A 22,546-nucleotide genomic window follows, 5' to 3' on the forward strand; every position below is an offset into this window, starting at 1 on the left:
TCGGGGCGCGCTCAGGCGAAGGCGGTGGCCCGCTCGGGCTCGAGCGCCCGCGGCTCCTCGTCGACGAAGCGGCAGAGCCGGGCCAGGAGCGGGGCGATCTCGGGGACGTCGTCCAGCGGCAGCGCGCGCAGCTCGCCGGTGAGGCCGTCCACCTGCCAGCGCAGCGCGTCGGCGACCCGGGACAGGACGGTCTCGGCGTCGGGGCCGAGGTCCGCGGCCTCGAGCGATGCGCGGGTGACCTCGAGCACGGCGACCGGCGAGACGTCCGCGTGGTGACCGCGGTGGCGCGCCCGGACGACGACGACCCGCACGACGGTCAGGCCCGGGGCGGCGGCCAGCGCTCGGTGGACGGCGGCGACGACGACCCCGGCGACGACCTGGCGGTGCAGCGAGGCCCGGCGCTCGGCCGAGGGCCGGCGGATGGACAGCACGCCGCCGGCGGTCAGCCCGACCGACTGGGCGGGCAGGACGTGCTCGCCGGGCGCGAGGACCGCGACCTCGGCGTACCCGCCGACGACCGTGGTCGGGGTCGCGGGGAGCCCGGCCTCGGCGAACACCTCCCCGAGGCGCGCGATGACGGTCTCGGGGTCGTTCCCGGTGAGGGCGTCCCACCAGGTGACCGGCCCGGGTGCGGCGTCGACCGGGCCGCCGGCCTCGACGAGCTCGGCCGGCTCGACGGACGCGGTCGGCGCGTCCGCGGCGGCGTGACGGCGGGTCGCCCGGTCGATCCACCGGGCCAGGCCGCGCGAGCGGGCCGAGCCGGGCCCGTCCGCGCGCACCAGCAGCGGCTCCGGGGGTGTGGCGGGCGGGTAGGAGACGCGGTGCAGGGAGGTGAGCGCGTCCTCCTCGTCGAGGATGGCCTGGGCCCGTTCGGCCATCTGGGGCGTCACCGGCCCGGCCGCGAGCTCGAGGGTCCGCCGGGTCCGCCGGCGGGTCTCGCCGCCGCGCACCGCGTCGGCGGGCAGGCCGGTGACGGCGAGGCGCGCCGCGCGCAGGGGCTCGGTCAGCGTGCCGAGACCGAAGGCCTCGCGCACCGCAGGGCTCGGGACACGGAACGTCGTTCCCGACACCAGACCGACGGTGACGTCCATCCGGGCACTCTCCACTCTCCCTGCACCACGAACGGTAGGGCCCGGGGGCGGGTCGAGGAAGCGACTGGCCGGGACCTTTACCGTTCCTTGACCGAGTGCCGACCGCGGCGGTGCCGACCAGCGCGCACCCGCCCCACCCGTCACACGACGTCGAGCCGGACCCCGCGGAACCGGAGCACCCCGAGCACCGCCGCGACAACCAGCAGCGCGACGTGGGCGTCGTTCTCGACCCAGCCGACGACGGTCTGCTGCTCCGGGCCGAACATCGAGGGGTAGACGAGCACGGCGACCGCCAGGAGCAGGCCGAGCCCGCCGAGGACGACGGCCTGCGCCGCCCGGGCCGGCACCCGCACACCCGGTCGTGGGGCTCGTCGTGGAGGCCGCTCGCCCACTACGGTCCTCTCGTGAGCGGCGGACCGGACACGGGGCGTGGGGACTTCGCCGTCCTGCTGCGCCGCCTTCGGGAGGCGCGCTCGGTGACCCAGGAGGAGCTCGCCGGGTCCTCCGGCGTCACCGCCAAGGCGATCAGTGCCCTGGAGCGCGGCGAGCGCAGACGGCCGTACCCGCACACCGTCCGGTCCCTGGCCGACGGGCTGGGCCTCACCGACGACGAGCGCGCCGCCCTCGTCGCCGCCGTGCCGCGTCGTGCGACGCCGTCGACCGGCGGCGCGACGACGTCCGGGTCCGCGACGGCGCCGGCTGGTACGGACCCCCCGCCTCCCCCTCGGCCGGTCGCGCCGCCCCCCGCCCCGGCCGCCCCGCTCGTCGGGCGCGAGGCGGACGTCGCGGCCGTCCTCGACCTCGTGACGACGGGGGCGCGTCTCGTCACGCTGACCGGGGCGGGCGGCGTCGGCAAGACGCGGCTGGCGCGCGAGGTGCTGGCCCGGGCCGCCCCCGCCTTCCCCGACGGCACTGGTTTCGCCGACCTCGCCCCCGTCCGCGAGCCCACGGCCGTGCTCCCCCGGCTGGCGACGGCCCTCGGCCTCTCCGAGCCGCCGGGCGGGGTGAGCACGGCGTCGCTCGCCGCGGCGCTGCACGACCGGCGGCTGCTCGTCGTCCTCGACAACCTCGAGCAGGTGCTCGCCGCCGCCCCGGCGGTCGCGGACCTCGTCGAGCGCTGCCCGGACCTCGTCGTGCTCGCCACGAGCCGGGCGCCGCTGCGGGTGCGGGCCGAGCGCGAGATGCCTCTCGCCCCGCTCGGCACCCCCGCCGGCGACGGCGCCGAGGAGGTCGCGGCCTCGCCGGCGGTCCGGCTGCTGCTGGACCGGGCGGCCGCCGCGGGCGCCTCGCTGCCGCTGACCCCCGACACTGCTCCCCTGCTGGCCGCGGTGACGCGGCGGCTCGACGGCATCCCGCTCGCGGTCGAGCTCGCCGCCGCCAGCGCCCGCTTCCTCACCCCCGCCGCGCTGCTCGCCCGGCTGGACCGGCACGGCCTCGACGCCGCGAGCGGGGCGCCCCGCGACCTGCCGGACCGGCAGCGGACGATGACGGCGGTCCTCGACGCCAGCGCGGACCTGCTCGACCCCGACGACGCCGCGCTGCTCGGCCGGCTCGCCGTCTTCGCGGGAGGCTTCTCGCTGGACAGCGCCGAGGCCGTCGCCGACGACCCCGGCGGCGCGGACGTCGTCGGCGGCATCGGCGCCCTCGTCGAGCAGTCCCTCCTCGTCCCCGTCCCCGCCCCGGACGACGTGCCGCGCTTCCGGCTGCTGGAACCGGTGCGCCAGTACGCCGCGGTGCGCCTGCGCGACGCCGAGGCCGCCCTGTCCACCGCGACCGCGCACGCCGACCACCTCCTGGACCTCGGGACGGCGGCCCACCGGCGCCTGCAGACGGCCCGCATCGGGCCACCGCTGGACCGTCTCGAGGCCGACCACGCCAACCTGCGCTCGGCCTTCCTGCGGCTGCTCGAGCTCGACCGCCCGGACGACGCGGCGCGCCTCGCGGGCGGCGTCTGGCTCTACCTCGGGCTGCGCGGGCGGGCGCGCGAGGGGCTGGACTGGCTGGGCCGGCTGCCCGGCGGAGAGTCCGACGTCGGGGTCGCGTGGGCCGCGGTGGCCCGGATGGGGCTGCGGCTCGTCGTCGGGGACGTGGCCGGCCTGCGGCAGGAGGCCGCCGTCGGGGTGCCGGTGGCCGCCCGGTGCGGCGACCCCGTGCTGGCGAGCGAGGCCTCGGTGCTCGCCGGGCTCGGGGCCGTGTTCGCGGGCGACCTCGCGGCCGCGGACGACCTGCTCACCCTGCACCCGGGCCTGCACGCGGCCGACGCCCCATGGGCGCAGATCCTGCGCGACTTCGGCCGCGGCCAGCTGGCGCTCGTGGCCGGGGACGCGCCCCGGGCGGCGCGGCTGCTGGACGCGAGCCTGGCGGCGGCGCGGGACCTCGGCAACGAGTTCACGGTCGCCACCGCCCTCAACGTGCGGGCCAGTGCGGCCGAGATCCTCGGCGACGACGTCCGCGCCGCCGTCCTGCTGGGTGAGGCGCTCGAGCTGTCGGTCCGGCTGCGGCTCGGCTGGACCCTCGGCTACGCCGTCCCGCAGCTGGCCGGTGTCGCGGCCCGCTCCGGCCACCCGGTCGTCGCGGCCACGCTCTTCGGCGCCGCCGCCACCCTCACCGTGTCCGACGCGGTCGACGCCCACTTCCCGCCGACCCGGGTGACGACCGACCGCGGCCTGGCCGCCGCCCGGGAGGCCCTCGACGAGCGCGCCTTCGCGCAGGCCTGGGAGGCCGGACGCTCGGCGACCCCGGCGGGGGTCGCCGAGCTCGCGGCCCGGGTCGTCGCCGACGTCACGCGCCGCGGACCCGCCTGACGTAGCGGCGGTACTGCCACGCGCCGACGGTGCGAAGGAGCAGCCGCACCGGCGCCGGGACCTTGCCGAGCATGGCGCGGCGCTCGGCCGCGTCGCACTCCTCGAGGATGGCGCCGAAGAGCAGCGGCAGCTGGGACCGCTCGATCGAGGCCTGGCCGTGCTCGCCCAGGCTGTCCCACTCGGCCACGGTGACGTGGCGCAGGCACAGGGGCAGGATCTCCCGCTCCTCGAGGTCGAGGTGCTCGAACAGGGCCACCGCCAGGGCGTGGACGGTGTCCGCGAGCGCGGTGCCCGCGGCGCGCGAGGGGTCGCGCTCCCAGGCGTCGATGCCCGCCTCGACGCGCTCGAGCAGCTCCTCGACGCGGTGGTGCTGGGCCTGCATGGTCTCGACGAGCCCGGTCGACGGCGCGGCCCGCTCCAGCAGCGCCGGCCAGAGGACGGCGTCCTCGCCGGTGTGGTGCTGGTGCAGGCCGCCGAGGACGAGGCGAAGGGCGCCCGCCAGGGTGGCGGCCCGCTCGGCGTCGCCGTCCGATGCCCGGCGCACGAGCCGCGGCAGGACGACGAGCTCGCGCCGGAAGACGCGGTGGACGATGACCATCTCGTGGACCCACGGGCGGTCGGTGGTGGGGGTGGTGCTGAAGGTCGTGCTGCTCACGGCGGTGCCTCCCGGCTCGGTGCTGGTGTGTGCCTCCAGCCTCGGCCGGGGGCGTGCCCCGCCCCACCCACGGCGGGTCCCACACCACCCCCCCACCCGGTGGGGACGCGACGCCTGGCGGAGGCGGTCCGTCGCCGCCACCCGGCCCGGCCGCCCATCCCGGGCCCGTGGACCGAACGGCCGACGATCGGGCCGAACGCCCCTGCCCGGCACGGACCCGGACGTAGCCTGACCGGGTGCCGAGCGGGGGATCCGAGGACTGGTGGGACGCCCCGCCCGAGGACGACCGTGCCCGACCGGGCGCCCTGCTGCGGCTGGGACCGGCGGACCACCGCCCGCCGTCGTCGGGGCCCTCCGGCCCGACCGACCGGCCGCCGCACCTGCCCGACCGGCCGCCGCACCTGCTCGACCCGCCGCCGCACCTGCTCGACCCGCCGCCGGGACAGTCACCGGGGACGTCCGGACGCTCGTTCGGTGTCCTCGTCCTCGTCGTGCTGCTCGGGGCGCTCGTGGCGCTGCTGCCGCGCATCTCCCGGCTCGTCGAGGAGTCGATGCTCGGCCCGCCCTCCCCCGCCGTGACCCCGGCCGGCGGCGCCCAGGGCGTCGGCGGGGCCGAGGGCCGGCTGCTGCCCCCGGTCGACGCCGAGGACGTGCCCGCGGCCTCGCAGTACGCCTTCATGCAGACCCAGGACGGCAGCGCCGAGCCGGTCACCTGGGACCCCTGCGACGCCATCCACTACGTCGTCCGCGAGGCGCCCGGGGTCGGTGCGGCCGGCCGGGAGGCGGTCGAGGGCGCCGTCGCGCAGATCTCGGCGGCCACCGGGCTGGCCTTCGTCAGCGACGGCCTGACCAGCGAGGCGCCGAACGAGAGCCGCCCGCTGGTCCGGACCGACGCGGGTGGCTCGCGCGTCGCGCCGGTTCTCATCGCCTGGAGCGACCGGGCCGAGACCCCCGAGCTCGGGGACGACGCCATCGGCCTCGGCGGCGGGCGGTCGGTCCGGGCGCCGGACGGACGGCGGGTGTACGTCTCGGGGATGGTGCGGCTCGACACCCCGGCGCTGCGGGAGATGCTGGACAGCCGGCGCGGCCGGGCCGAGGTGCAGGCCGTCATCGCCCACGAGCTCGGGCACGTCGTCGGCGCCGGCCACGCGAGCAGCGGGACAGAGCTGATGTCGGCGGAGAACCGCGGCCAGACCTCGCTGGGCACGGGCGACCGCTACGTCCTGTCGGTCCTCGGCCGGGGCCGATGCGTGCCCGGGCTCTGACGCCGGGACGGTGACGCCCGGGACCCGGCGCCCCGGTCAGGCGATGCGGCGCACCCGGTTCACGGTGAGCCCGTCGCCGTCGAGGAGGTCGGGGATGCGCTCGGCGAAGGCGACGAGGTGCGGCGCCGCGAGGTGGGCATCGAGGTGCTCGCCGGAGTGCCAGTTCTCGTAGAAGAAGAAGCGGCCCGGGTCCTCGACCGACTCGTGGAGGTCGTAGTTGACGTAGCCGTCCTCCTGGCGGGTCGGCTCGATGAGCTGTTCCAGCGCCGCGCGCAGCTGGTCCTCCTTGCCCGGGGCGGCCTTCATGGAGGCGATGACGGTGAGCAGGTCGCGGTTGTCGTCGGTGGGCGTGGTCATCGGTCCTCCAGGGGGAGCTGGCCGCCGCGGGACGCCGGTGTCCTCGCGCGTCGGATGCTGCCGAACCTAGCCCCGTGGAGGGCGCCGCACCACTGCCCGCCGGACTAGGGTTCCGGGCATGCCAGACCAGCTCCCGGGCCGGCGCGAGGTGGCGTCGGCCATGGCCGAGGCGGCGTCCGCGTGGCTCGCGACGCTCACCCCCGACCAGCGCGCCGACGCCGTCGGCGCCGGTCCCACCGACGGGCCGGAGGACGCCGAGCGACGCCGCTGGTTCTACACGCCCACCGACCACGGCGGGCTCACCGTGCACGCGCAGCGCCCGGCGCAGCAGCGGGCGGCGATGCGGCTCGTCGCGTCCGGGCTGTCGATGGCCGGCTACGTCACGGTGTCGACGGTCATGGGGCTCGAGAACGTCCTGGACCGGGTCGAGGGCTTCGCCGCGATCTTCGACCGCGAGCGCGGGCGCGACCCCGGCCTGTACTACCTGCGGGTCTTCGGCGACCCCGCGTCCGGCACCTGGGGGTGGCGCTACGGCGGCCACCACGTGTCGCTCAACAACCTCGTCGTCGACGGCGAGCTGGTGTCGACGACGCCGTGCTTCCTCGGCGCCGACCCCGCCACCTCGCCGCTGCTCGGCGGCGCCCTCAACCGTCCGCTCGGGCGCGTCGAGGACCTCGGCCGCGAGCTGGTCCGCTCCCTCGACCCGGACCTCGCCCGCCGTGCCGTCCTGCACCCGGTCGCGCCCTCGGACCTCGTCACCGCGAACCGGACGCGCGTCTCGCCCGGCGACCGGGTCGTCCCGCTGGCCGGGATCTGGCGCGACGCGCGCTTCCCCGACGACGAGCAGCAGGCCAGGCTCCAGGCCCTGTCCGACGCCATCGACGACGCGGCCGGCTACACCGACGCCGACCACGCGAGGCTCGAGTACACGAGCACGCCCCAGGGCGTCGCCGGCCGCGAGCTCGACGCCGGCCAGCGCGAGCTGCTCGTCGCCCTGCTCGGTACGCACTTCGACCGGGTGCCGGACGGGGTGTCGCCGGCGCCGGCGTACGACGACGCCGCCCTGGACGAGGTGCATCTGGCCTGGGCCGGGCCGACCGACGCCGGCGAACCGCACTACTACCGGGTGCAGGGTCCCGGGCTGCTGCTGGAGTGGGACAACACCCAGCGCGGCGCGAACCACGCGCACTCGGTGTGGCGGGACCCCGACCGCGACTTCGGACTGGACGTGCTGGCCCGGCACCACGCCCGCCACCACTGACGCCGCCCGTCGACGGCTCCGGCATGCCCTCGGCGGGGGTGGGGTCCTGGCTACCATCGGGGCCATGCCGTCCCCGTCCCGCCGTCGACGCCGGACACCCGCGGCATGACCCCCCCTCGCTCCCCCCGGCCGACCCTGGAGCAGGTCGCCGCGCGCGCCGGTGTCTCGCGCGCCACGGTCTCGCGGGTCGTCAACGGCTCGGAGTCGGTGGACGCCGGCCTGGCCGACGTCGTCCGCCGCGCCGTCGACGAGCTGGGGTACGTGCCCAACCCGGCCGCCCGGGCGCTGATGACCCGGCGGGTCGACACCGTGGCCCTCGTCGCCGCCGAGGCCCCGAGCCGGGTGTTCGGCGACCCGTTCTTCGCCGCCGTCGCGCGCGGCGCGAGCCAGGAGCTCGCCCGGTCGGGGCTGCACATGGTGCTCTCGATGGTGCAGACGCCGGAGGACCGCGCGCGCCTCGCCGCGTTCCTGCGCGGCGGGCACGTCGACGGCGCGCTCGTCATCTCCGAGCACGGGGACGAGGACGTCGTCGGGGCGGCAGTCGGGGCGGGCATCGCCGTCGTCGTCGGGGGGCGGCCGGTGACGCCGCACGAGGGCGTCGCGTCGGTCGACCACGACAACGTCGAGGGGGGCCGGCTGGCGGCGCAGCGCCTCCTGGACCGCGGGTGCCGGTGCGTCGGCACCGTCGCCGGGCCGCAGGACATGTCGGCCGGCGTCGACCGGCTCGTGGGGTTCACCGAGGCCCTGGGCGCGCGGTTCGACCCCGCGCTCGTCGAGGCCGGGGACTTCACGACGACCGGGGGCGGCGCGGCGGCCGAGCGGCTGCTGGCGCGCGCGCCGGGGCTCGACGGGCTGTTCGTCGCCAGCGACCTCATGGCGCTCGGCGCGCTGGGGGCGCTGCGGGCGGGCGGCCGGCGGGTGCCGGAGGACGTCGCGGTGGTCGGGTTCGACGACGCGTCCGTGGCCGCCGTCGCCGCTCCCCCGCTGACGACGGTGCGTCAGCGCACCGAGGTGCAGGGACGGCTCATGGCGCAGCTGCTGCTGGACGGGCTGGGCCGGACCGTCGCCGACCCGCTGCCCGAGCTCGTGTCCGGGGACGGGGCGGCGGGGGCCGGCGTCGTCCTGCCGGTCGAGCTCGTCGTCCGCGACAGCGCCTGAGCGGGGAACCGCGCCCTGGGGCTGCCGCGGACGACGAGGTCAGCGGGACCGGCGGTCCGTCACGGGTACTCGGTGACGTAGGCCGGCGTGCCGGTGTTGCTGTTGTCGACCTGGCCGCCGGTGTCGTTGACGACGTGGCGGATGGTGCCCGCGCCGAGGTTGACCGTCAGCAGGTGGTGCAGCTTCACCCCGGGGGTCACCGGCACCTGGAAGCCGTGCTCGGTGACGATGTCCGGGTTGTTGCGGTTGTAGACGTAGGACCCGCCGCCCCAGAGCTCGTGGGTCTTGACCGTCGGGGAGACGACGTAGCCCGCGTAGCCGAGGGTGCCGTCCGGCTGGGTCCAGTCCGCCTGGGTCGGCGGGTCGTACGGCAGCTCGTTCTGGTAGAGCACCGTCCGGCCGTTCTCGCCGTTCCAGATCGTGTTGTGCTGCTGGAAGTGCTCGACGAACAGGCCGGTCGCGGTCACGTCGTCGCCGTCGACGATGACGCCGTTGGTGCCGGTGTTGACCGCCCAGCGCTCGTCGTCGCCGAGGAAGCCGCCGCTGAAGTCCTCGACGCCGTGGTCGGCGCGCCACACCCAGGTGTGGTCGATGAGGACGTGGTCGGCGTCGACCTCGAGGGCCACCTTGGTCTTGCCGATGTGCGGACCGCCGACGCGGAAGTACACGTCGCTGAGGGTCAGCGGGTCCGCGGGGCTCGAGCCCCGGCCGGACGCCGTTCCGCCCTTGCCCTGGTCGTGCCGGGCGACGTGCAGCAGGGTGTCGGAGAGCTTCGTCCCGGCGTCGATGGTGACGCCGGCGACGACGGTGCCGGCGCCGTCGGACACCTCGAGCGGCGTGGCGCCGTTCTGGGCGGTGAGGGTGGCGTGGCCCATCCCGAGCACGACCGTGCCGGGGCGCTTGACCTTGATGCTCTGCGCGACGTCGTAGATGCCGGGCGTGAGGAGGAGGTTCTTGCCCCGGGCCAGCGCGGCGTTCATGGTCTTGACCGAGTCACCGGGCCTGGCGACGTGGAACGCCGACAGGGGCAGGGTGCGGCCGTCGCTCGCGTCGTCGGACCAGCTCGTGCCGCGGGTGTCGGTGTGCGCCGCGGGGACGTGCACCGACCAGGAGTCGCCGTCCGCGGTGAGGAACGGCTTCTCGCGGCTGACCGGCGTCGTGTCCAGCGTCGTGTAGGGCGGGTCCGGGAAGGAGGCGTCGTCCGGCGCGCCCTCGACCCCGGCGAAGACCTGGTTCCAGACGGCGTTGCTCCAGCCGCCGACCTCGCTGTTGCGGGTCAGCCACTGCTGCTGCGAGCCGTTGATGACGAAGTCGGCCTTGGTGTCGGCGATGAAGCCGCCGCTGGCGTACTGCGGACCGGCGGTGCAGTAGTCCATGAGCGAGAGGTTGCCGCCGTGGACGGCGACGCGGCGCATGGAGACCGCCTGGGACACGGCCCAGAAGTTCGCCGAGGCCCGGCAGCCGTCCTGACCGGCGCCGTTGACATCGATCGTGAGGTTGGACAGGGTCCGCCAGAAGTTGTTGAGGGCGATGCAGTTGCTCGTCCCGTTGTCCTCGAGGCAGCGGTTGTAGACCTCGATCTTGCCGTTGATGTGGACGTCGTCCGGGGTGGCGCCGAGGCCCGCGACCTCGGTGTAGTAGCCGACCTTCAGCTGCAGCGGCTCGGCGGCGGTGCCGTAGGTGCCGGGCTTGAAGAGGATGCTCCAGCGGTTGGTGCCCATCTCGTCGTCGGTCTGGACGTCGCTGATGGAGTCGACCGCGGCCTTGATCTCGGCCGTCGGCATGCTCGGGTCGAGGACGAGTACGTGCTCGCCGAGCGGGCTGTCGGTGCCGGGCAGCGCGGCGGCCAGCGGCACGGCGGCCAGGGGCGCGGCCGGGGCGGGGGCAGCGGCGGCGGGGGCGCTCGCGGCGGCCACGCCACCGCCGAGGACGAGGCCGGCGGTCGCGACGGCGACCCCGACCCGGGCTCTCGTCGGGCGCTGCGGCGTTCGTGCAGGTGGGGACAGGTGTCGCGTCATCGGGGTCCGTTCCGTGCGGGGGCTCCCTCGCCGATGAGAGAGCGCTCTCTAGCGCGGTACCCAACCACATGACGTCGGCGATGACAACCGGAGCCGCCCGCACCCTCGACGGGTGACGTGGGACGCTGTCCCGGCATCCCGACACCCGACCCCAGCACCCGGAAGGTGGAGCCGAGTGGGCGCGCACGGACACGACGGCGAGACCGTCCTGCCGATGACCCGGATCGCCTGGGTGGTCCTGGTCCCCCTCGCGGTCCTCACCCTCGTGGGGCTCGTCGTGCTGTGGCCGTCGGGGGCGCCGGCCGCCACCGAGCGCTCCTCCGCGGTCGAGTACGACGGGGTCGTGCTGTCCGTCAGTGAGGAGGCGTGCCCGCCCACCGTCCCCGACCCGGCGGCGCAGTGCGGGACGGTGTCGGTGCGAATCGACACGCCCGAGGGGTCGCGGGACGTCGAGGCGCCGCTGTCCGGCAACCCGGGGGCGCCGGACCTCGAGGCCGGAGACGAGGTCGTCGTCGCGGCGGCCGAGACGCCGGACGGGTTCCTCTACGGGGTCGTCGACCACCAGCGCGGGACGGGGCTCGTCGTCCTGCTGGCGGCGCTCGCGGTCGCGCTGCTCGTCTTCGGGCGGTGGCGTGGGCTCAGCGCGCTCGTCGGGCTGGCCATCACGTTCGTCGCCCTCTTCGTCTTCATCGTGCCCGCGGTCATCGGCGGCGAGTCGCCGGTGCTCGTCGCGCTCGTCGGCGCGTCGTTCGTCACCCTGTCGGTCCTCTACCTCACGCACGGCGTCTCCCTGACGACGACGGTCGCGGTCATGGGGACGATGGCGAGCCTGGGCCTCACGGCCGCGCTGTCGGAGCTGGCCGTCGGCGCCCTGCGGCTCACCGGGGTCACCGACGACATCTCGACGGCGGTCGCCACGAACTACGGCGTCGACACCCGGGGCCTGCTCGTCGCCAGCACCATCATCGGCTCGGTCGGCGTTCTCGACGACGTCACGGTCACCCAGGCGGCCACCGTCGCCGAGGTCGGGCGCGCCAACCCCACCTACCGCTTCACCGAGCTCTACGGCGCCGGCTCCCGGGTCGGCCGCTCGCACATCGCGTCCGTCGTCAACACCATCGTCCTCGCCTACGCCGGCTCCTCGCTCCCCCTCCTCGTGCTCGTCGTCGCCGACAACGGCTCGCTCACCGGCGCGGCGACTACGCAGCTGATCTCCCAGGAGGTCGTCCGCAGCGCGGTCGCGACGATCGGGCTCATCGCCGCCGTCCCCCTCACGACCGCGCTCGCCGCGCTCGCCACGCGCACCGCACCGACAACGACACCGACGGCCCACGACGACGGCCGGAGCGGCGGCCCCTCCGACACCGACCCGACCGGCCCCGCCGACGACCGCCCGCACCCCACGACCCGGCGCGAGGCCAGGGAGGCACGCGAGGCGTCCGGTCACTGACGTCCCCCGCCTCCTCCAGAGACGTCCCACCCACGGGAGTCGCGACGGTCGTCCGGCCACCGACGTCCGGCGCGCCCAACGACCCGAGGCCCATCGGGGCGGAGCGAGGACCTCCGGCCGCCGACCCTGCGCACCCGTGGACCACTCGCCCATCGCGACGTCGTGAGAGCAGTCCGGCTGCTGACGTCCGACCCACGGGAGTCGCGACATTCATCCGGCCGGCGCCGGCCCGGGGCGCGCCCGCTGTCCAACACTGTTCTCCCCCGCCCCCCGGACCACCCCCTGTCCGTCACGCTGCTCCCTCGACCCCGGACTCCCTCCTGTCCATCACGCTGCTCCCTCGACCCCGGACTCCCTCCTGTCCATCACGCTGCTCCCTCGACCCCGGACTCCCTCCTGTCCATCACGCTGCTCCCTCGACCCCGGACCACCCCCTGTCCATCACGCTGCTCCTTCGACCCCTGACTTCTCTGTGGCACAGGTCGACTCGTCCCCAGAGTCGAACCGCGGCCCTCCCGACTCGTCCCCGCCGTCGAAACGCGGCGCTCGACACTCGGCCCACGCCTCGAACCACGGGGCTTCCCTCTCGTGCGAGAGATCCGGCTCGTCCCGGCCGATCCGGGACCTTGCCCACCGACGCACGCCGGGGTCCTTGTCGACCACGGCGTCGATGAGCGACTCCAGTCGCTGCGGCGTCATCGGTGGCGGGTCAAGCGCCGCGCGTTCCGCCCGCAGTTGGTCGAGCCGGCGGTCGTAGCTGCCGGGGCTCAGGTCCCACAGCACGTACCGCCCGCGGTCGTCGGGTCTGCGTCGGACCTCGGCGACGAGGCGGCGCTCGTGGACGTGGGTGTGGTGGCGCTGGCACAGCAGGGCGGCGTTGTCGAGGTCGGACGGGCCGCCGTCGGCCCAGTGCAGGACGTGGTGGGCCCTGGTCCACGCCGCCGGAGCCGCGCAGCCCGGATAGGTGCAGCCGCGGTCCCGACGCCACAGCCGCCGGCGCTGGGCGCGCGTGAAGAGACGTACCACCCGGCCGAGGTCGAGGTCCTCCCCCGCGACGCCGAGGACGACCGGGACGAGGTCGGCCTCGCAGCAGATGCGGCGCAGGATCTCGGGTGACAGCACCGTGCCCGACGCGGTCGACCCGAGCACCTCGCCGCCTCCGACCCGTTCCTGCAGCTCGGTGAGCCCGATCGTCACGTGCACCGCGGCGGCCGCCCCGGCAGCGCCGTCCGGGCCGACGCCGTCGGCGTCGAGGGCCGACGAGCGGCGACACACCTCGGCCAGCGCCTCGACGCGCCGTTGTCCGGCGGGCCGCAGGTCGCGCTCCTTCGTCTCCTCGTTCGGGCAGGGCGCGCTGAGCGGGCCGATGGCCGCCTCCAGGGCCGCGGCCTGCTCCGGAGTCATGAGCAGCTGGTACTCGGTGAGGTCGCCGGACTCGACGACCGGCGAGGACAGCCGCGCCGCCGACACCAGCCGCTGCTGCAGGTCGTCGAGCTCTCCGGGCCTTCCGTACTCGGCGAGCAGCCGCGGACGGAGGCGTCGCATCAGACCCGGGCCCCACTGCAGACCGAGGTCCACGAGCGCGCGGGCCACCGTCGGGAGGGCGTCGTCACGCAGGTGCGGGGCCAGCCGCTCGAGCTCGCGGCTCACGGCGGTCGCGAGTCCAGGCGACACCGAGCCGTCGAGCACCCCCTCGGCCACGACCGCCGTCGCCGTGTCGACGCCCTCGTCGCCGGTCTCCGCACCCGTCGCCCGACGCCAGACCGGGGAGACCCCGGCGAGAGCCGAGGCGGCCGCGGCGACGTGGGCCGCGCCGCCCTGTCGCAGGGACGGGGCGTGCTCGAGGACCCAGGTGTGCGCGGTGTCACCGGAGGCGGAGACCTCGCCCCGGCTGAGCGCCTCGGCGGTGATGGCGACCCGCGCCGCCGAGGCCTGGGCCGCCACGGAGTCGACGACGGTCAGCAGCTGCGCGAGCTCGGCACCGGACGCCTCGTGCAGCACGCGCGTGATGCCGGTCAGGCGCTCCCCGGCAGCCTCGATGACGGAGCGACGCTCCGCGAGACCGATGACCCCCTCATCCATGCACCGACACTACGACCGACCACTGACAGCCCTCCGACCTGCGACGACGCGCCCACCACGGCCCTTGGCCATCACCGGCCCGGTCAGTCGCGGGCGGTGCCGGCCGGCCGGTCGTAGAGCAGGTCCGCGTAGTCCCAGTGCCGCTCGATCCAGCCCTTGATGAACGGGCAGATCGCCAACACCTTGCGCCGCCCGTCGGCGCGGACGAGGTCCAGCGACTGCCGGGCCAGCGCCGAGCCCACGCCCTGCCCCTCGCAGCGGCCGTCGACCTCGGTGTGCGTGAACACGACGAGGGCGTCGGTCAGCTGGTAGGCCGCGAAGCCCGCCGGCTCCCCGTCCACCTGCGCCTCGAACCGCGACGCGTCCCTGTTGTCCGTGACGACGACCTCGCTCATGCCCCGACCTCCCGTGCGTCCTCGGCCGCGGGCCACCCGCCGCCGCTGGACCCAACACCGAGAGCGCGCTCGTTCGTCCCGCCCCGCCCCGCCACGGGAGGGACCAGCGCGTCCACCCCGCTCGCGACGTCGGCGCTCCACGGTCCCCCCGCGTACAGAGGACGGCGCCGGGGCCTGTGGACAACTCCTCACGTCGTGCGCGCCGACATCGCAGAGTGGTCCCTCGACGGAAGGACTGCCATGACCGAACCCATCCCGCTCACCCCGTCCGACGAGGAGCTCGAGTCCACCGCCCTGCTCGCCCTCGCCGACGGCCCACTCCCCGCCACCGACCTCGCGTCGCGCATGCGCCGACGGTTCCGCTCCCGAACCATGGACGCGCGGCTCGTGGAGATGCTCGTCGAGCGCAGTGAGCTGCTCGTCGGCCGACCGGACGGGTCCGTCATCCGGCTCATCGACCTGCTCGAGGGGTCGGTGTTCACCCAGCGGATGCCGCACTCCGACGGCAGCCGGCGCGACCTGTGGAGCGACCTGGCGCTCGCCCCGCTCGTGTCCTGGCTGGTCCGCGAGGGGTTGTGCCTGGCCTCCGGGGACCCGCTCTCGCTGGGGCAGCTCGGGCACGCCACGATCGTCGGACCTGCGGGGTGGCTCCCGCCCGTCAGACCCGGCGGCCTCGTCTCCCTGACCGTCCGCGGCGGGTCGGTCGCCGTCGCCGCGGTCGACGACGACGACCTCCTGGATCCGAGGGCGGAGGGCCGGGTGAGACGGGCCCTCACCCGCCATTACCGGACGAGCACCTGGTGGACCGAGGAGGACCTCGCGGAGCAGCCCGTCGCGCTGACGGCGGCCGTGGCCCACGCCCTCGTCGAGGATCCGGACCTGCTGGAGCGACCCACGCTTCCCCTAGACGAGCTGCTGTACCTCGCCGTGCGGACGTGCGAGCAGGACCACCACCTGCGCGACCTGGCCGCCTGGAGACCCGGGGAGAACGTCAGCTTCAGCATCTCCGGCATGCCCGACGCCCTGCACCACGAGATCCAGGCGCGCGCCCGGCGGTACGGCATGTCCGGCGACCAGTACGCGATCCTCGCCCTCGGTCACCTCTGCTGGCGCACGCCGTTCGCCGAAGACCTCGGCGGCGACGAGTGGGGCTGGGAGCCGCCGCATGTCCGACCGGGCCCGTCGTCCGACCCGCCGCGGCTGAGGCCGGTCTGACAACTCCCCGCCAGGTGTCGAGCACCGTACTTCTGCGGGCGTCGGTCAGCGATCATGGGCCGCATTCGCCGACCTGGCCACGGCCCGCGCCACGGACCGTCCCTCCGTCGCCGACAGCCCGAGAGCCTGGTGCGAGACGTGGACGACGACGCTGAGCGACATCGTGGTCGAGCCCTCCGTGGTCGTGAGCGGGTAGCCCTTCGGAGCCCACAGGACGGACGCCTCACCCTGCCCGGTCGGCACCGTGTGCAGACCGGCGACGCCGTCGTCGCGGGCGCGCTGCAGCATCGGGTCGAGCTGGTCGGTGATCTCGGTGAGGCCGAGCATGCGCACGACCATCACCTGACGGCCGCCGTCGGTGGTCAGGGACCACTCGCACCCCAGCGGGGACGGTCGTTCCGTCAGCTCGAGCTTCCGCAGCGTCCTTGTCCTCGCCGGGTCGAAGTCCTCGCACGACGGCGGGTCCGGCCGGACGTCGGCAGGCCCACCGGTCGGCATCACCCCCTGGGTGAGGCGCTGCGCCACGGCGGACCCCACCCACGACGCGGCGGCGGAGTAGACGCCGCTCAGCAGCAGCCACAGCACCATGCCGATCAGGAGAACGAGCCCGAGGCCGCGCAGGGCGCGCCGGTCCGAGCGCCGGGCCGGCGGCGCGGTGACACGGCGATCCCGACGCGCCCGCGGCTGGGCCGGCTGACGGTACCGCGCGGTGACGCCTCCCCTGCTGCGCGCGAGGTCAGCGCCGATGGCCGCCAGCAGCTCGGCATCGGTCGTGGTGGAGGGGAACTCGGTCATGACGAGCGTCAGGGCCCGTGGGAGGTCGACGAGGGGGACGGTCGGAGGGAACGCGGCGATCCAGCCGGTGACGCGACCGGCCGGGACGACCCAGACCCCGCGCAGGTACTGCGCCTCACCGAAGCGCTCGGCCCGTGATCCGGCGAGGCACAGGACGGGCACGACGGGCAGGCCGAGGCGCGCGGCCATCTCGTGGGCCATGCCGTGCACCTTCATCAGCTCTGCGTGCTTCGACTCGCTGGTCCGGCGCCCGGTGGAGTCCCGGCGGTGCTGGAAGAGCCCGCCCTCCCAGGCCGTCACCTCGCCCGCCCAGTTCTTCGCGTCGACGAGGAAGATCCCGCCGGGTCCGACGGCGATGTGGTCGAGGTTGGACTCGCTGAGCCCCGGCGTCAGCAGGCGGTCGTGCAGGACGACCCACGGCGCCGCCAGTCCGGCGAGCGCGGCCGCGACGCGCCGCTCCCCCTCGGCCCCGGCCGCCCACGCGCCGGCACCCGCCGCCCCGGCAGCCGTCATGGACGCGGCCAGCCGCTCCGCGCTCCCCCCGGCATCACCCATGCTGATCCTCCGTCAGACCCCACCGCGTGGACGTCCGCTGCGGACGACGTCCGTCACGGTCCCACCGATGCAGACGAAGGTACGTGCAGGTCAGGAGCTTCGGGGGGCGTTCACCGGAAGTCGGCGAGCCACCCTCGCCGAACCCCGGACACGCGCGAGCTCCTGGCTCTACCGTCACCCCATGCTGACCGAGGCCGTGCTGCGGCACCACCAGGCGTACTACGCGGGCGACCGCAGCGAGTGGCAGCGGACGGCGCGCCTGCTGCAGTCGCTTTGGCGTCAGTCGCGTGGACTACCTCCGGGCGGCGAGGAGTCGTACCACGGCTCGTACCTGCCCGATACGGACGAGGTCCGCCATTCCGGCGACGCCTACATCTGCGACGACGCCAAGGCCGCGGTCCGGCGTGCCGTCGCGGACAAGCAGCGCGGTGCCGTGATGCAGCCGACGCGGCTGTGGTCCAACCTGCTGTCCAGCCAGCCGTTGTGCTTCAACCTGTTCGGTCCGCTGTCCGAGCACGTCGACGACCCCCGCATCTCCCGTGCGCTGGCCCGGGTGTGGCCGGACATCGCGACCGTGACCAGCATCCGCTACGAGTGGTCGCCCGGTCGCAACGACCCACGCTTCCTCGGCAACGGCACCGCGTTCGACGTCTACGTCGAGTTCGTGGCGACGGACGGGTCCGCCCGCTTCCTCGGCATCGAGGTGAAGTACCACGAGGACCTCGCCGTGAAGCCGCCGACGGTGGGCGGGCGGCCCCGGCAGGTGTTCGAGCAGTCGGGCGCGTTCCGGCCCGGCTCGTTCGAGCGGATGAGCACGGGCGCGACGGCCCAGCTCCTCCTCGACCACCTGCTCGCGCTGAGCATGAACCTCTCCCCCGGCAGCGAGCGAACCGGCCGCTTCGTCCTGCTCTACCCGGACAAGAACGATAAGGTCGCGGAGGTGGTCGAGGCCTACGCACCCGATGTCGTCGACGACACGTTCGCCCCCACGACGCTCGAGTCGGTCGTCGCCGCTCTGCGAGACGAGTACGCCGGGCCGTGGATCGACGAGCTGGACCAGCGCTACCTCGACACCTCGGCCCTCGCCCGCCTCGACCAGGACCGCTGACGGTGCCTACGTCCGACGTCAAGGTCATGCGACTGCGCTACGCCGGCTCGTGCTCGTGTGGCGCCGCGGTCGACAAGGGTGAGCGCGCCGGCTGGGACCGCTCCGCCAGACAGGTCGTCTGCCTCAGGTGCCTCGACGCGTCGGCCCCATCACCGCCGACGCCCACCGCGTCCACGACGCCGCCACCCGAGGTCACCGTCGAGCCGGTCGAGGACGAGCCCGGTCCGGGTCCCCTTGACATCGGGGTCGCCGGCGCCGCGGCCCAGCGCGAGTACGAGCGACGCAAAACCAAGGACGACGCCGCCCGCACCGAACGAAGCCGGATCTGGCGAGCGCTCAACGGGTTCTTCTACCCCGACGGGCGCCAGAGCACCCACGCCTGGAAGGTCGGCGCCGAGGGCGAGACCCGCGTCGCCGCCGCCCTGTTGGCCGCGACGGAGGCGGGCACGGGGTACGCCCTCCACGACCGGCGCGTCCCGGGCAAGCGCTCGAACATCGACCACCTCTTCGTCGGCGCGGCCGGCGTCTACGTCATCGACGCCAAGTTCTACAAGAACGCCGAGATCTCGGTCGAACGCAGCGGCGGACTGTTCGGCCCGCAGGTCGAGACACTGAAGGTCAAGGGCCGCAAGCGCGACGCCCTCGTAACGGCCATGAAGGCGCAGCAGGAGGTGGTCACGGCGGCCCTGGCCGGAACCAACGCGGCGGGCACCCCGGTGGTCCCCGTCCTCTGCTTCGTCGACGGCCTGCTCCCGATGTGGGAGCGCAACCGGCGGGTCGACGGAGTCCGACTCTGCGGGCTCAAGGGCCTGAGCAAGCTCGTCGCCTCGCAGGGCGACTGTGACGACGCCCGCCGCCTGGAGGTCGCTCGCCTGCTCGCGATCCGCCTTCCGTCGATGTAGCAGTTACTACACCGATTGCCTCCGTACACGCAACGCGACTGTTGGCTGCGCGTTTGGGCGTTCCGATTGACGCGTGGTCAGCCGGGCCGTGCCGTCCGGAAGCGTTCGTAGGACAGATCGAGCAAATCGCGGTCTGGTCTTTCCTTGCGGGCGCTTGGCAGGGCCATCAATCGCTGGCCGTGTCGCTCTTGCAGTCCGTGCCGCAACATCGGGCCGTCGATCTCGTCCAAAAGGTCGCGTCGGATCTCAACGACCAGGTCAGGACGGACCCCGAGGATGTGCGCGTCGAAGGCAGCGTGGTGGATCTTGCACAACGCCAGTCCGTTGCGGATGGCTGCAACGCCTGCCTCCTCCCGGTCCGGGACGATGTGGGCGGCATCCAGAAGTTGGCTGTGTCGAAGAGCGCAGACGGCGCAACGAGTGTTGTAAGCACGCATGACCGTGGCACGGAAGATGGGCTGGTGGAGGCGACGACGGGTCTCCACCGTGATGTACCGCTTGAGCGTCCCTTCGAGCACGGAATCCGAGCTAATGACTCCGTCCGAAACGGCATCGACAACGAACTGGAACTGGCTGGGCTCCTCCCGAATGAGGTACACGGGGTAGGTGGGCAGATAAGCGGCGGCACCGACGCCGAAGAACCAGATCAGCGGCAGCCGCCGCTCCATCGCCACGCGCAAAGCGCGATTCTCTGGATGCTGCGGGTCGGTACCCCGGTACTTGTAGCGAATCAGCCCGTCGTGCCCGACGGAGTCTTCGTATGGCCGCTCCAGTCCCTCCGGCCGATACACCGTGCGGAAGGAGAGCGCGGCGTCGAGCACCGCGGGCTTGCGGATGCCCCGCTGCATGTCCATCAGCGGCATTGGCTCGCCGCGGAACCGAAACTCCTTGATCTCGTCGGTAGTCAGCGAGTCCGCGCCGTCGTTGGTTCGAAGGGCGAGCCAATTCATGGCGGCCGCCCGCAATTCGGCGTCGACGTCCGATCCCCACGTCCGCGGCATCGAGCCAGCTTGCCACGCACATGATCATCCGGCCTCTAGTTCGTGCAGGTCGCGCTCTACCTCCTCCGAGCGAGCTCACTCATACGCCCGGAGCTCGACCTCGAACCCTCTTGGCCGCATGCTTCACTCCTGACTTTGCGATCTTCGACAGCGCGGCCTCATGAAGATCGACGTCCAACTTGTCCGCGAGGGTGACGAGGTAGACCAGCACATCGGCGAGCTCATCCGTCACCGCTGTTCGTAGCGGCTCTTGGCAAAGCCTTCGTGCCGCGTCGTCCGCTGGCAGCCACTGCATCAACTCGGCGAGCTCCCCCACCTCGCCGACGAGCGCCAGCATCACCGACTTGGGGTCCTGGAACTTCTCCCAGTCCCGCTCGGCGCGGAAGGCTCGGGCGGCGTCGCGGATCTCGTGCAGGTCGGACACGCCCGCGAGTATGCCCGTTCCTGTCGCGCGGCATCCCCTAGAAGTTAGGGTCGTCGTGCAATTGCGGCCCGACGGGCTTCCCACGTGGACACGCCCCCACCCGCACGATCACTTCGTGCTGCCTGGGGTTCCTACACGTGACGCTTCTTCGTACTTCGGTTGCCGAGTTCTCGGCACTCGAGCACCGCCTGAGCGAGGTGCTGGCCGAACAGATGGCGATCCGCACGGGCCACTCCGCCAGCCCCTCCGAGCGACGCTCGTGGGAGCGGAGCCTTCCCGCGCTGCGAGCGGACCTGCAGGACGCGGGACTCACCGGCGTTGAGATGCTCATCGAGTACCAGCTGCCGCTCACGAGCAAGCGAGCGGACGTCGTCCTTGCAGGGGTGCATCCCCGGACCGGCCGCCCCTCGTACGTCGTGATCGAGCTGAAGCAGTGGAGTGCCGCCCAGCAGTTCGAGGACAGCGACGTCCTCGTCACCATCGACGAGTACCACGGTCGGCCCGTCACCCACCCCGCACTGCAGGTGCGCGACTACTGCGACTACCTGCTCGGCTTCACCAGCGCCCTGGCGGACGACCCGGGGTCGGTCGCCGGCGCCGCGTATCTGCACAACGCCACCGACCACGGCGTCGACGACCTGTTCCGTCTTGCCGGCGACGACCACGGGCGGGTCTTCACCAGCCAACAACGCGCAGAGTTCCGTGAGTTCCTCCTGTCCCGCCTGTCAACGGACGCCTCGGGTGCCGCGGCCGCCGATCAGCTGCTCTCGAGCCGGATCGCGCCTACCAAGCAGCTGCTCGCCGTCGCGGCCGAGGAGGTCCAGCACCGAGAGATGTTCACGCTCCTCGACGAGCAGCGTGACGCCTACAACTTCGTGCTCCACGCTGTCGAGCGGGCGCGGCGCGGCAACACCAAGACTGCCGTCGTCGTGTCGGGTGGACCCGGCAGCGGCAAGAGCGTCATCGCACTCTCGCTGCTCGGAGAGCTGTCACGGCAGGGTCGGAGCGTCTTGCATGCGACCGGCTCGCGATCCTTCACCCAGACGCTGCGGAAGGTCGCAGGGCGGAGGGCACCGCGCGTCCAGAAGATGTTCCTGTACTTCAACTCGTTCATCACCGCCGCTCCGAACGACCTCGACGCTCTGATCCTCGACGAGGCTCACCGAATCCGAGAGACGTCGGCGTCACGCTGGACGCGGGCCGAGCACCGTACGCGCAAGGCGCAGGTGGACGAGCTCCTGGACGCCGCAAGGGTCCCGGTGTTCCTGCTCGACCAGCATCAGGTCGTCCGTCCTGGCGAGCTGGGCACGGTCGAGGACATCCGTGCGCACGCGGTCAAGCACGGCATCGAGGTCACCGAGATCGACCTTGACGCGCAGTTCCGGTGCGGCGGGTCGGAGGAGTACGTCCGCTGGGTCCGGCGGCTGCTGGGCCTCGAGTCCGGCGGTGAGATGCCGTGGTCGGGAGATGCCAACTTCGACGTCGTGGTCGTCGACGGCCCCAAAGAGTTGGAGGCGATGCTGCGTTCTCGGCTTGACGCCGGCTACTCGGCGCGTATCGCCGCCGGCTACTGCTGGCCGTGGAGCGACCCCCGGCCCGACGGCACGCTAGTCCCCGACGTCCGCGTGGGTGACTGGGCCCGTCCGTGGAACCTTAAGGGTGACCGCTCGGTCGGCGGAGCGCCCGCCGCGGCCCTGTGGGCGACCGACCCGGCGGGCTTCGGCCAGGTCGGCTGCATCTACACGGCCCAAGGCTTCGAGTACGACTACGCGGGCGTGATCCTCGGCCCCGACCTGGTCTGGCGCGACGGCGTCTGGACCTCAGTGCGCGATGCGAACAGGGATCCCGACCTTAAGAACCGCGCCAAGGTCGGAGACCGCGACTTCGACCGCTTGGTCCGCAACGTCTACAAGGTGCTCCTGACCCGCGGGATGCGGGGGGTCGCCCTGTACTCGACAGACCGACAAACGCAAGACCACCTCCGCGACCTCGTCGCGAGGTAGGGACGCC

The 22,546-nt window shown here is 73.9% G+C and carries 19 protein-coding genes; 9 read left to right on the forward strand and 10 right to left on the reverse strand.

Translation table 11 applies throughout. The features are described 5' to 3' along the window. Nucleotides 1–11 precede the first annotated feature (11 nt). On the reverse strand, nt 12–1,091 hold the full coding sequence (locus tag EPD83_RS01995; protein WP_128367452.1) for a hypothetical protein: 1,080 nt from the start codon (nt 1,089–1,091) through the stop codon (nt 12–14). A gap of 140 nt (nt 1,092–1,231) precedes the next feature. After that, complete coding sequence (locus tag EPD83_RS02000; protein WP_164896563.1) at nt 1,232–1,438, reverse strand: hypothetical protein; 207 nt, start codon at nt 1,436–1,438, stop codon at nt 1,232–1,234. A gap of 57 nt (nt 1,439–1,495) precedes the next feature. Here EPD83_RS02000 and EPD83_RS02005 point away from each other — a divergent pair, with 57 nt between their 5' ends. Continuing rightward, nucleotides 1,496–3,895 (forward strand): ATP-binding protein, encoded by a 2,400-nt coding sequence (locus EPD83_RS02005; RefSeq protein WP_164896564.1) that lies wholly within the window; start codon nt 1,496–1,498, stop codon nt 3,893–3,895. Here the strand turns inward: EPD83_RS02005 and EPD83_RS02010 are convergent. After that, nucleotides 3,873–4,550 (reverse strand): hemerythrin domain-containing protein, encoded by a 678-nt coding sequence (locus EPD83_RS02010; RefSeq protein WP_128367454.1) that lies wholly within the window; start codon nt 4,548–4,550, stop codon nt 3,873–3,875. The genes EPD83_RS02005 and EPD83_RS02010 overlap by 23 nt on opposite strands. 236 nt (nt 4,551–4,786) lie before the next feature. Between EPD83_RS02010 and EPD83_RS02015 the strand changes: the two genes are divergently transcribed. Beyond that, entirely contained in the window at nt 4,787–5,815 is a 1,029-nt protein-coding gene (locus EPD83_RS02015) for a peptidase (RefSeq protein WP_128367243.1), read from the forward strand. 36 nt (nt 5,816–5,851) lie between these two features. Here EPD83_RS02015 and EPD83_RS02020 read toward each other — a convergent pair whose 3' ends face one another. After that, entirely contained in the window at nt 5,852–6,172 is a 321-nt protein-coding gene (locus EPD83_RS02020; protein ID WP_128367244.1) for a putative quinol monooxygenase, read from the reverse strand. Between the two features lie 118 nt (nt 6,173–6,290). Between EPD83_RS02020 and EPD83_RS02025 the strand changes: the two genes are divergently transcribed. Then, nucleotides 6,291–7,433: a DUF3500 domain-containing protein gene (locus tag EPD83_RS02025; protein WP_128367245.1), complete on the forward strand. Its 1,143-nt coding sequence runs from the start codon at nt 6,291–6,293 to the stop codon at nt 7,431–7,433. Between the two features lie 105 nt (nt 7,434–7,538). Then, nucleotides 7,539–8,591, forward strand: a complete 1,053-nt coding sequence (locus EPD83_RS02030) for a LacI family DNA-binding transcriptional regulator (protein ID WP_128367246.1) — start codon at nt 7,539–7,541, stop codon at nt 8,589–8,591. A gap of 59 nt (nt 8,592–8,650) precedes the next feature. Here EPD83_RS02030 and EPD83_RS02035 read toward each other — a convergent pair whose 3' ends face one another. Further along, on the reverse strand, nt 8,651–10,609 hold the full coding sequence (locus EPD83_RS02035; protein WP_128368433.1) for a glycosyl hydrolase family 28-related protein: 1,959 nt from the start codon (nt 10,607–10,609) through the stop codon (nt 8,651–8,653). Nucleotides 10,610–10,784: 175 nt separating this feature from the next. Here EPD83_RS02035 and EPD83_RS02040 point away from each other — a divergent pair, with 175 nt between their 5' ends. Then, entirely contained in the window at nt 10,785–12,059 is a 1,275-nt protein-coding gene (locus tag EPD83_RS02040; protein WP_235950290.1) for a YibE/F family protein, read from the forward strand. 441 nt (nt 12,060–12,500) lie between these two features. Here EPD83_RS02040 and EPD83_RS02045 read toward each other — a convergent pair whose 3' ends face one another. Continuing rightward, nucleotides 12,501–14,141 carry an HNH endonuclease signature motif containing protein gene (locus EPD83_RS02045; RefSeq protein ID WP_128368211.1) on the reverse strand — a complete coding sequence of 547 codons (1,641 nt, stop codon included), beginning with the start codon at nt 14,139–14,141 and terminating at the stop codon, nt 12,501–12,503. 83 nt (nt 14,142–14,224) lie between these two features. Next, nucleotides 14,225–14,536, reverse strand: coding sequence for a GNAT family N-acetyltransferase (locus EPD83_RS02050; RefSeq protein ID WP_128365301.1), 312 nt, complete (start codon nt 14,534–14,536; stop codon nt 14,225–14,227). Nucleotides 14,537–14,776: 240 nt separating this feature from the next. Between EPD83_RS02050 and EPD83_RS02055 the strand changes: the two genes are divergently transcribed. Further along, the gene (locus tag EPD83_RS02055) at nt 14,777–15,751 is read left to right on the forward strand and encodes a hypothetical protein (RefSeq protein WP_128365302.1); all 975 of its coding nucleotides are present in this window, start codon (nt 14,777–14,779) and stop codon (nt 15,749–15,751) included. 45 nt (nt 15,752–15,796) lie between these two features. Here EPD83_RS02055 and EPD83_RS02060 read toward each other — a convergent pair whose 3' ends face one another. Beyond that, nucleotides 15,797–17,101, reverse strand: coding sequence for a nuclease-related domain-containing protein (locus EPD83_RS02060; RefSeq protein ID WP_128365303.1), 1,305 nt, complete (start codon nt 17,099–17,101; stop codon nt 15,797–15,799). A 181-nt stretch (nt 17,102–17,282) separates the two neighbouring features. Here EPD83_RS02060 and EPD83_RS02065 point away from each other — a divergent pair, with 181 nt between their 5' ends. Both EPD83_RS02065 and EPD83_RS02070 read left to right on the forward strand, forming a co-directional pair. After that, the gene (locus tag EPD83_RS02065; RefSeq protein WP_128365304.1) at nt 17,283–18,209 is read left to right on the forward strand and encodes a PGN_0703 family putative restriction endonuclease; all 927 of its coding nucleotides are present in this window, start codon (nt 17,283–17,285) and stop codon (nt 18,207–18,209) included. A 2-nt stretch (nt 18,210–18,211) separates the two neighbouring features. Next, entirely contained in the window at nt 18,212–19,111 is a 900-nt protein-coding gene (locus EPD83_RS02070) for a nuclease-related domain-containing protein (protein WP_128365305.1), read from the forward strand. A 77-nt stretch (nt 19,112–19,188) separates the two neighbouring features. On the opposite strand, the gene EPD83_RS02075 is transcribed toward EPD83_RS02070, so the two are convergent. Both EPD83_RS02075 and EPD83_RS02080 read right to left on the reverse strand, forming a co-directional pair. Beyond that, nucleotides 19,189–20,112 (reverse strand): HNH endonuclease, encoded by a 924-nt coding sequence (locus EPD83_RS02075; RefSeq protein WP_235950291.1) that lies wholly within the window; start codon nt 20,110–20,112, stop codon nt 19,189–19,191. Nucleotides 20,113–20,191: 79 nt separating this feature from the next. Continuing rightward, the gene (locus tag EPD83_RS02080) at nt 20,192–20,536 is read right to left on the reverse strand and encodes a nucleotide pyrophosphohydrolase (RefSeq protein WP_128365306.1); all 345 of its coding nucleotides are present in this window, start codon (nt 20,534–20,536) and stop codon (nt 20,192–20,194) included. 137 nt (nt 20,537–20,673) lie between these two features. On the opposite strand from EPD83_RS02080, the gene EPD83_RS02085 reads away from it, so the two are divergent. Then, the gene (locus EPD83_RS02085) at nt 20,674–22,539 is read left to right on the forward strand and encodes a DUF2075 domain-containing protein (RefSeq protein WP_235950292.1); all 1,866 of its coding nucleotides are present in this window, start codon (nt 20,674–20,676) and stop codon (nt 22,537–22,539) included. The last annotated feature ends 7 nt before the right edge of the window (nt 22,540–22,546 follow it).

This window comes from Phycicoccus flavus, assembly GCF_004025965.2.
GTDB lineage: Bacteria > Actinomycetota > Actinomycetes > Actinomycetales > Dermatophilaceae > Phycicoccus > Phycicoccus flavus.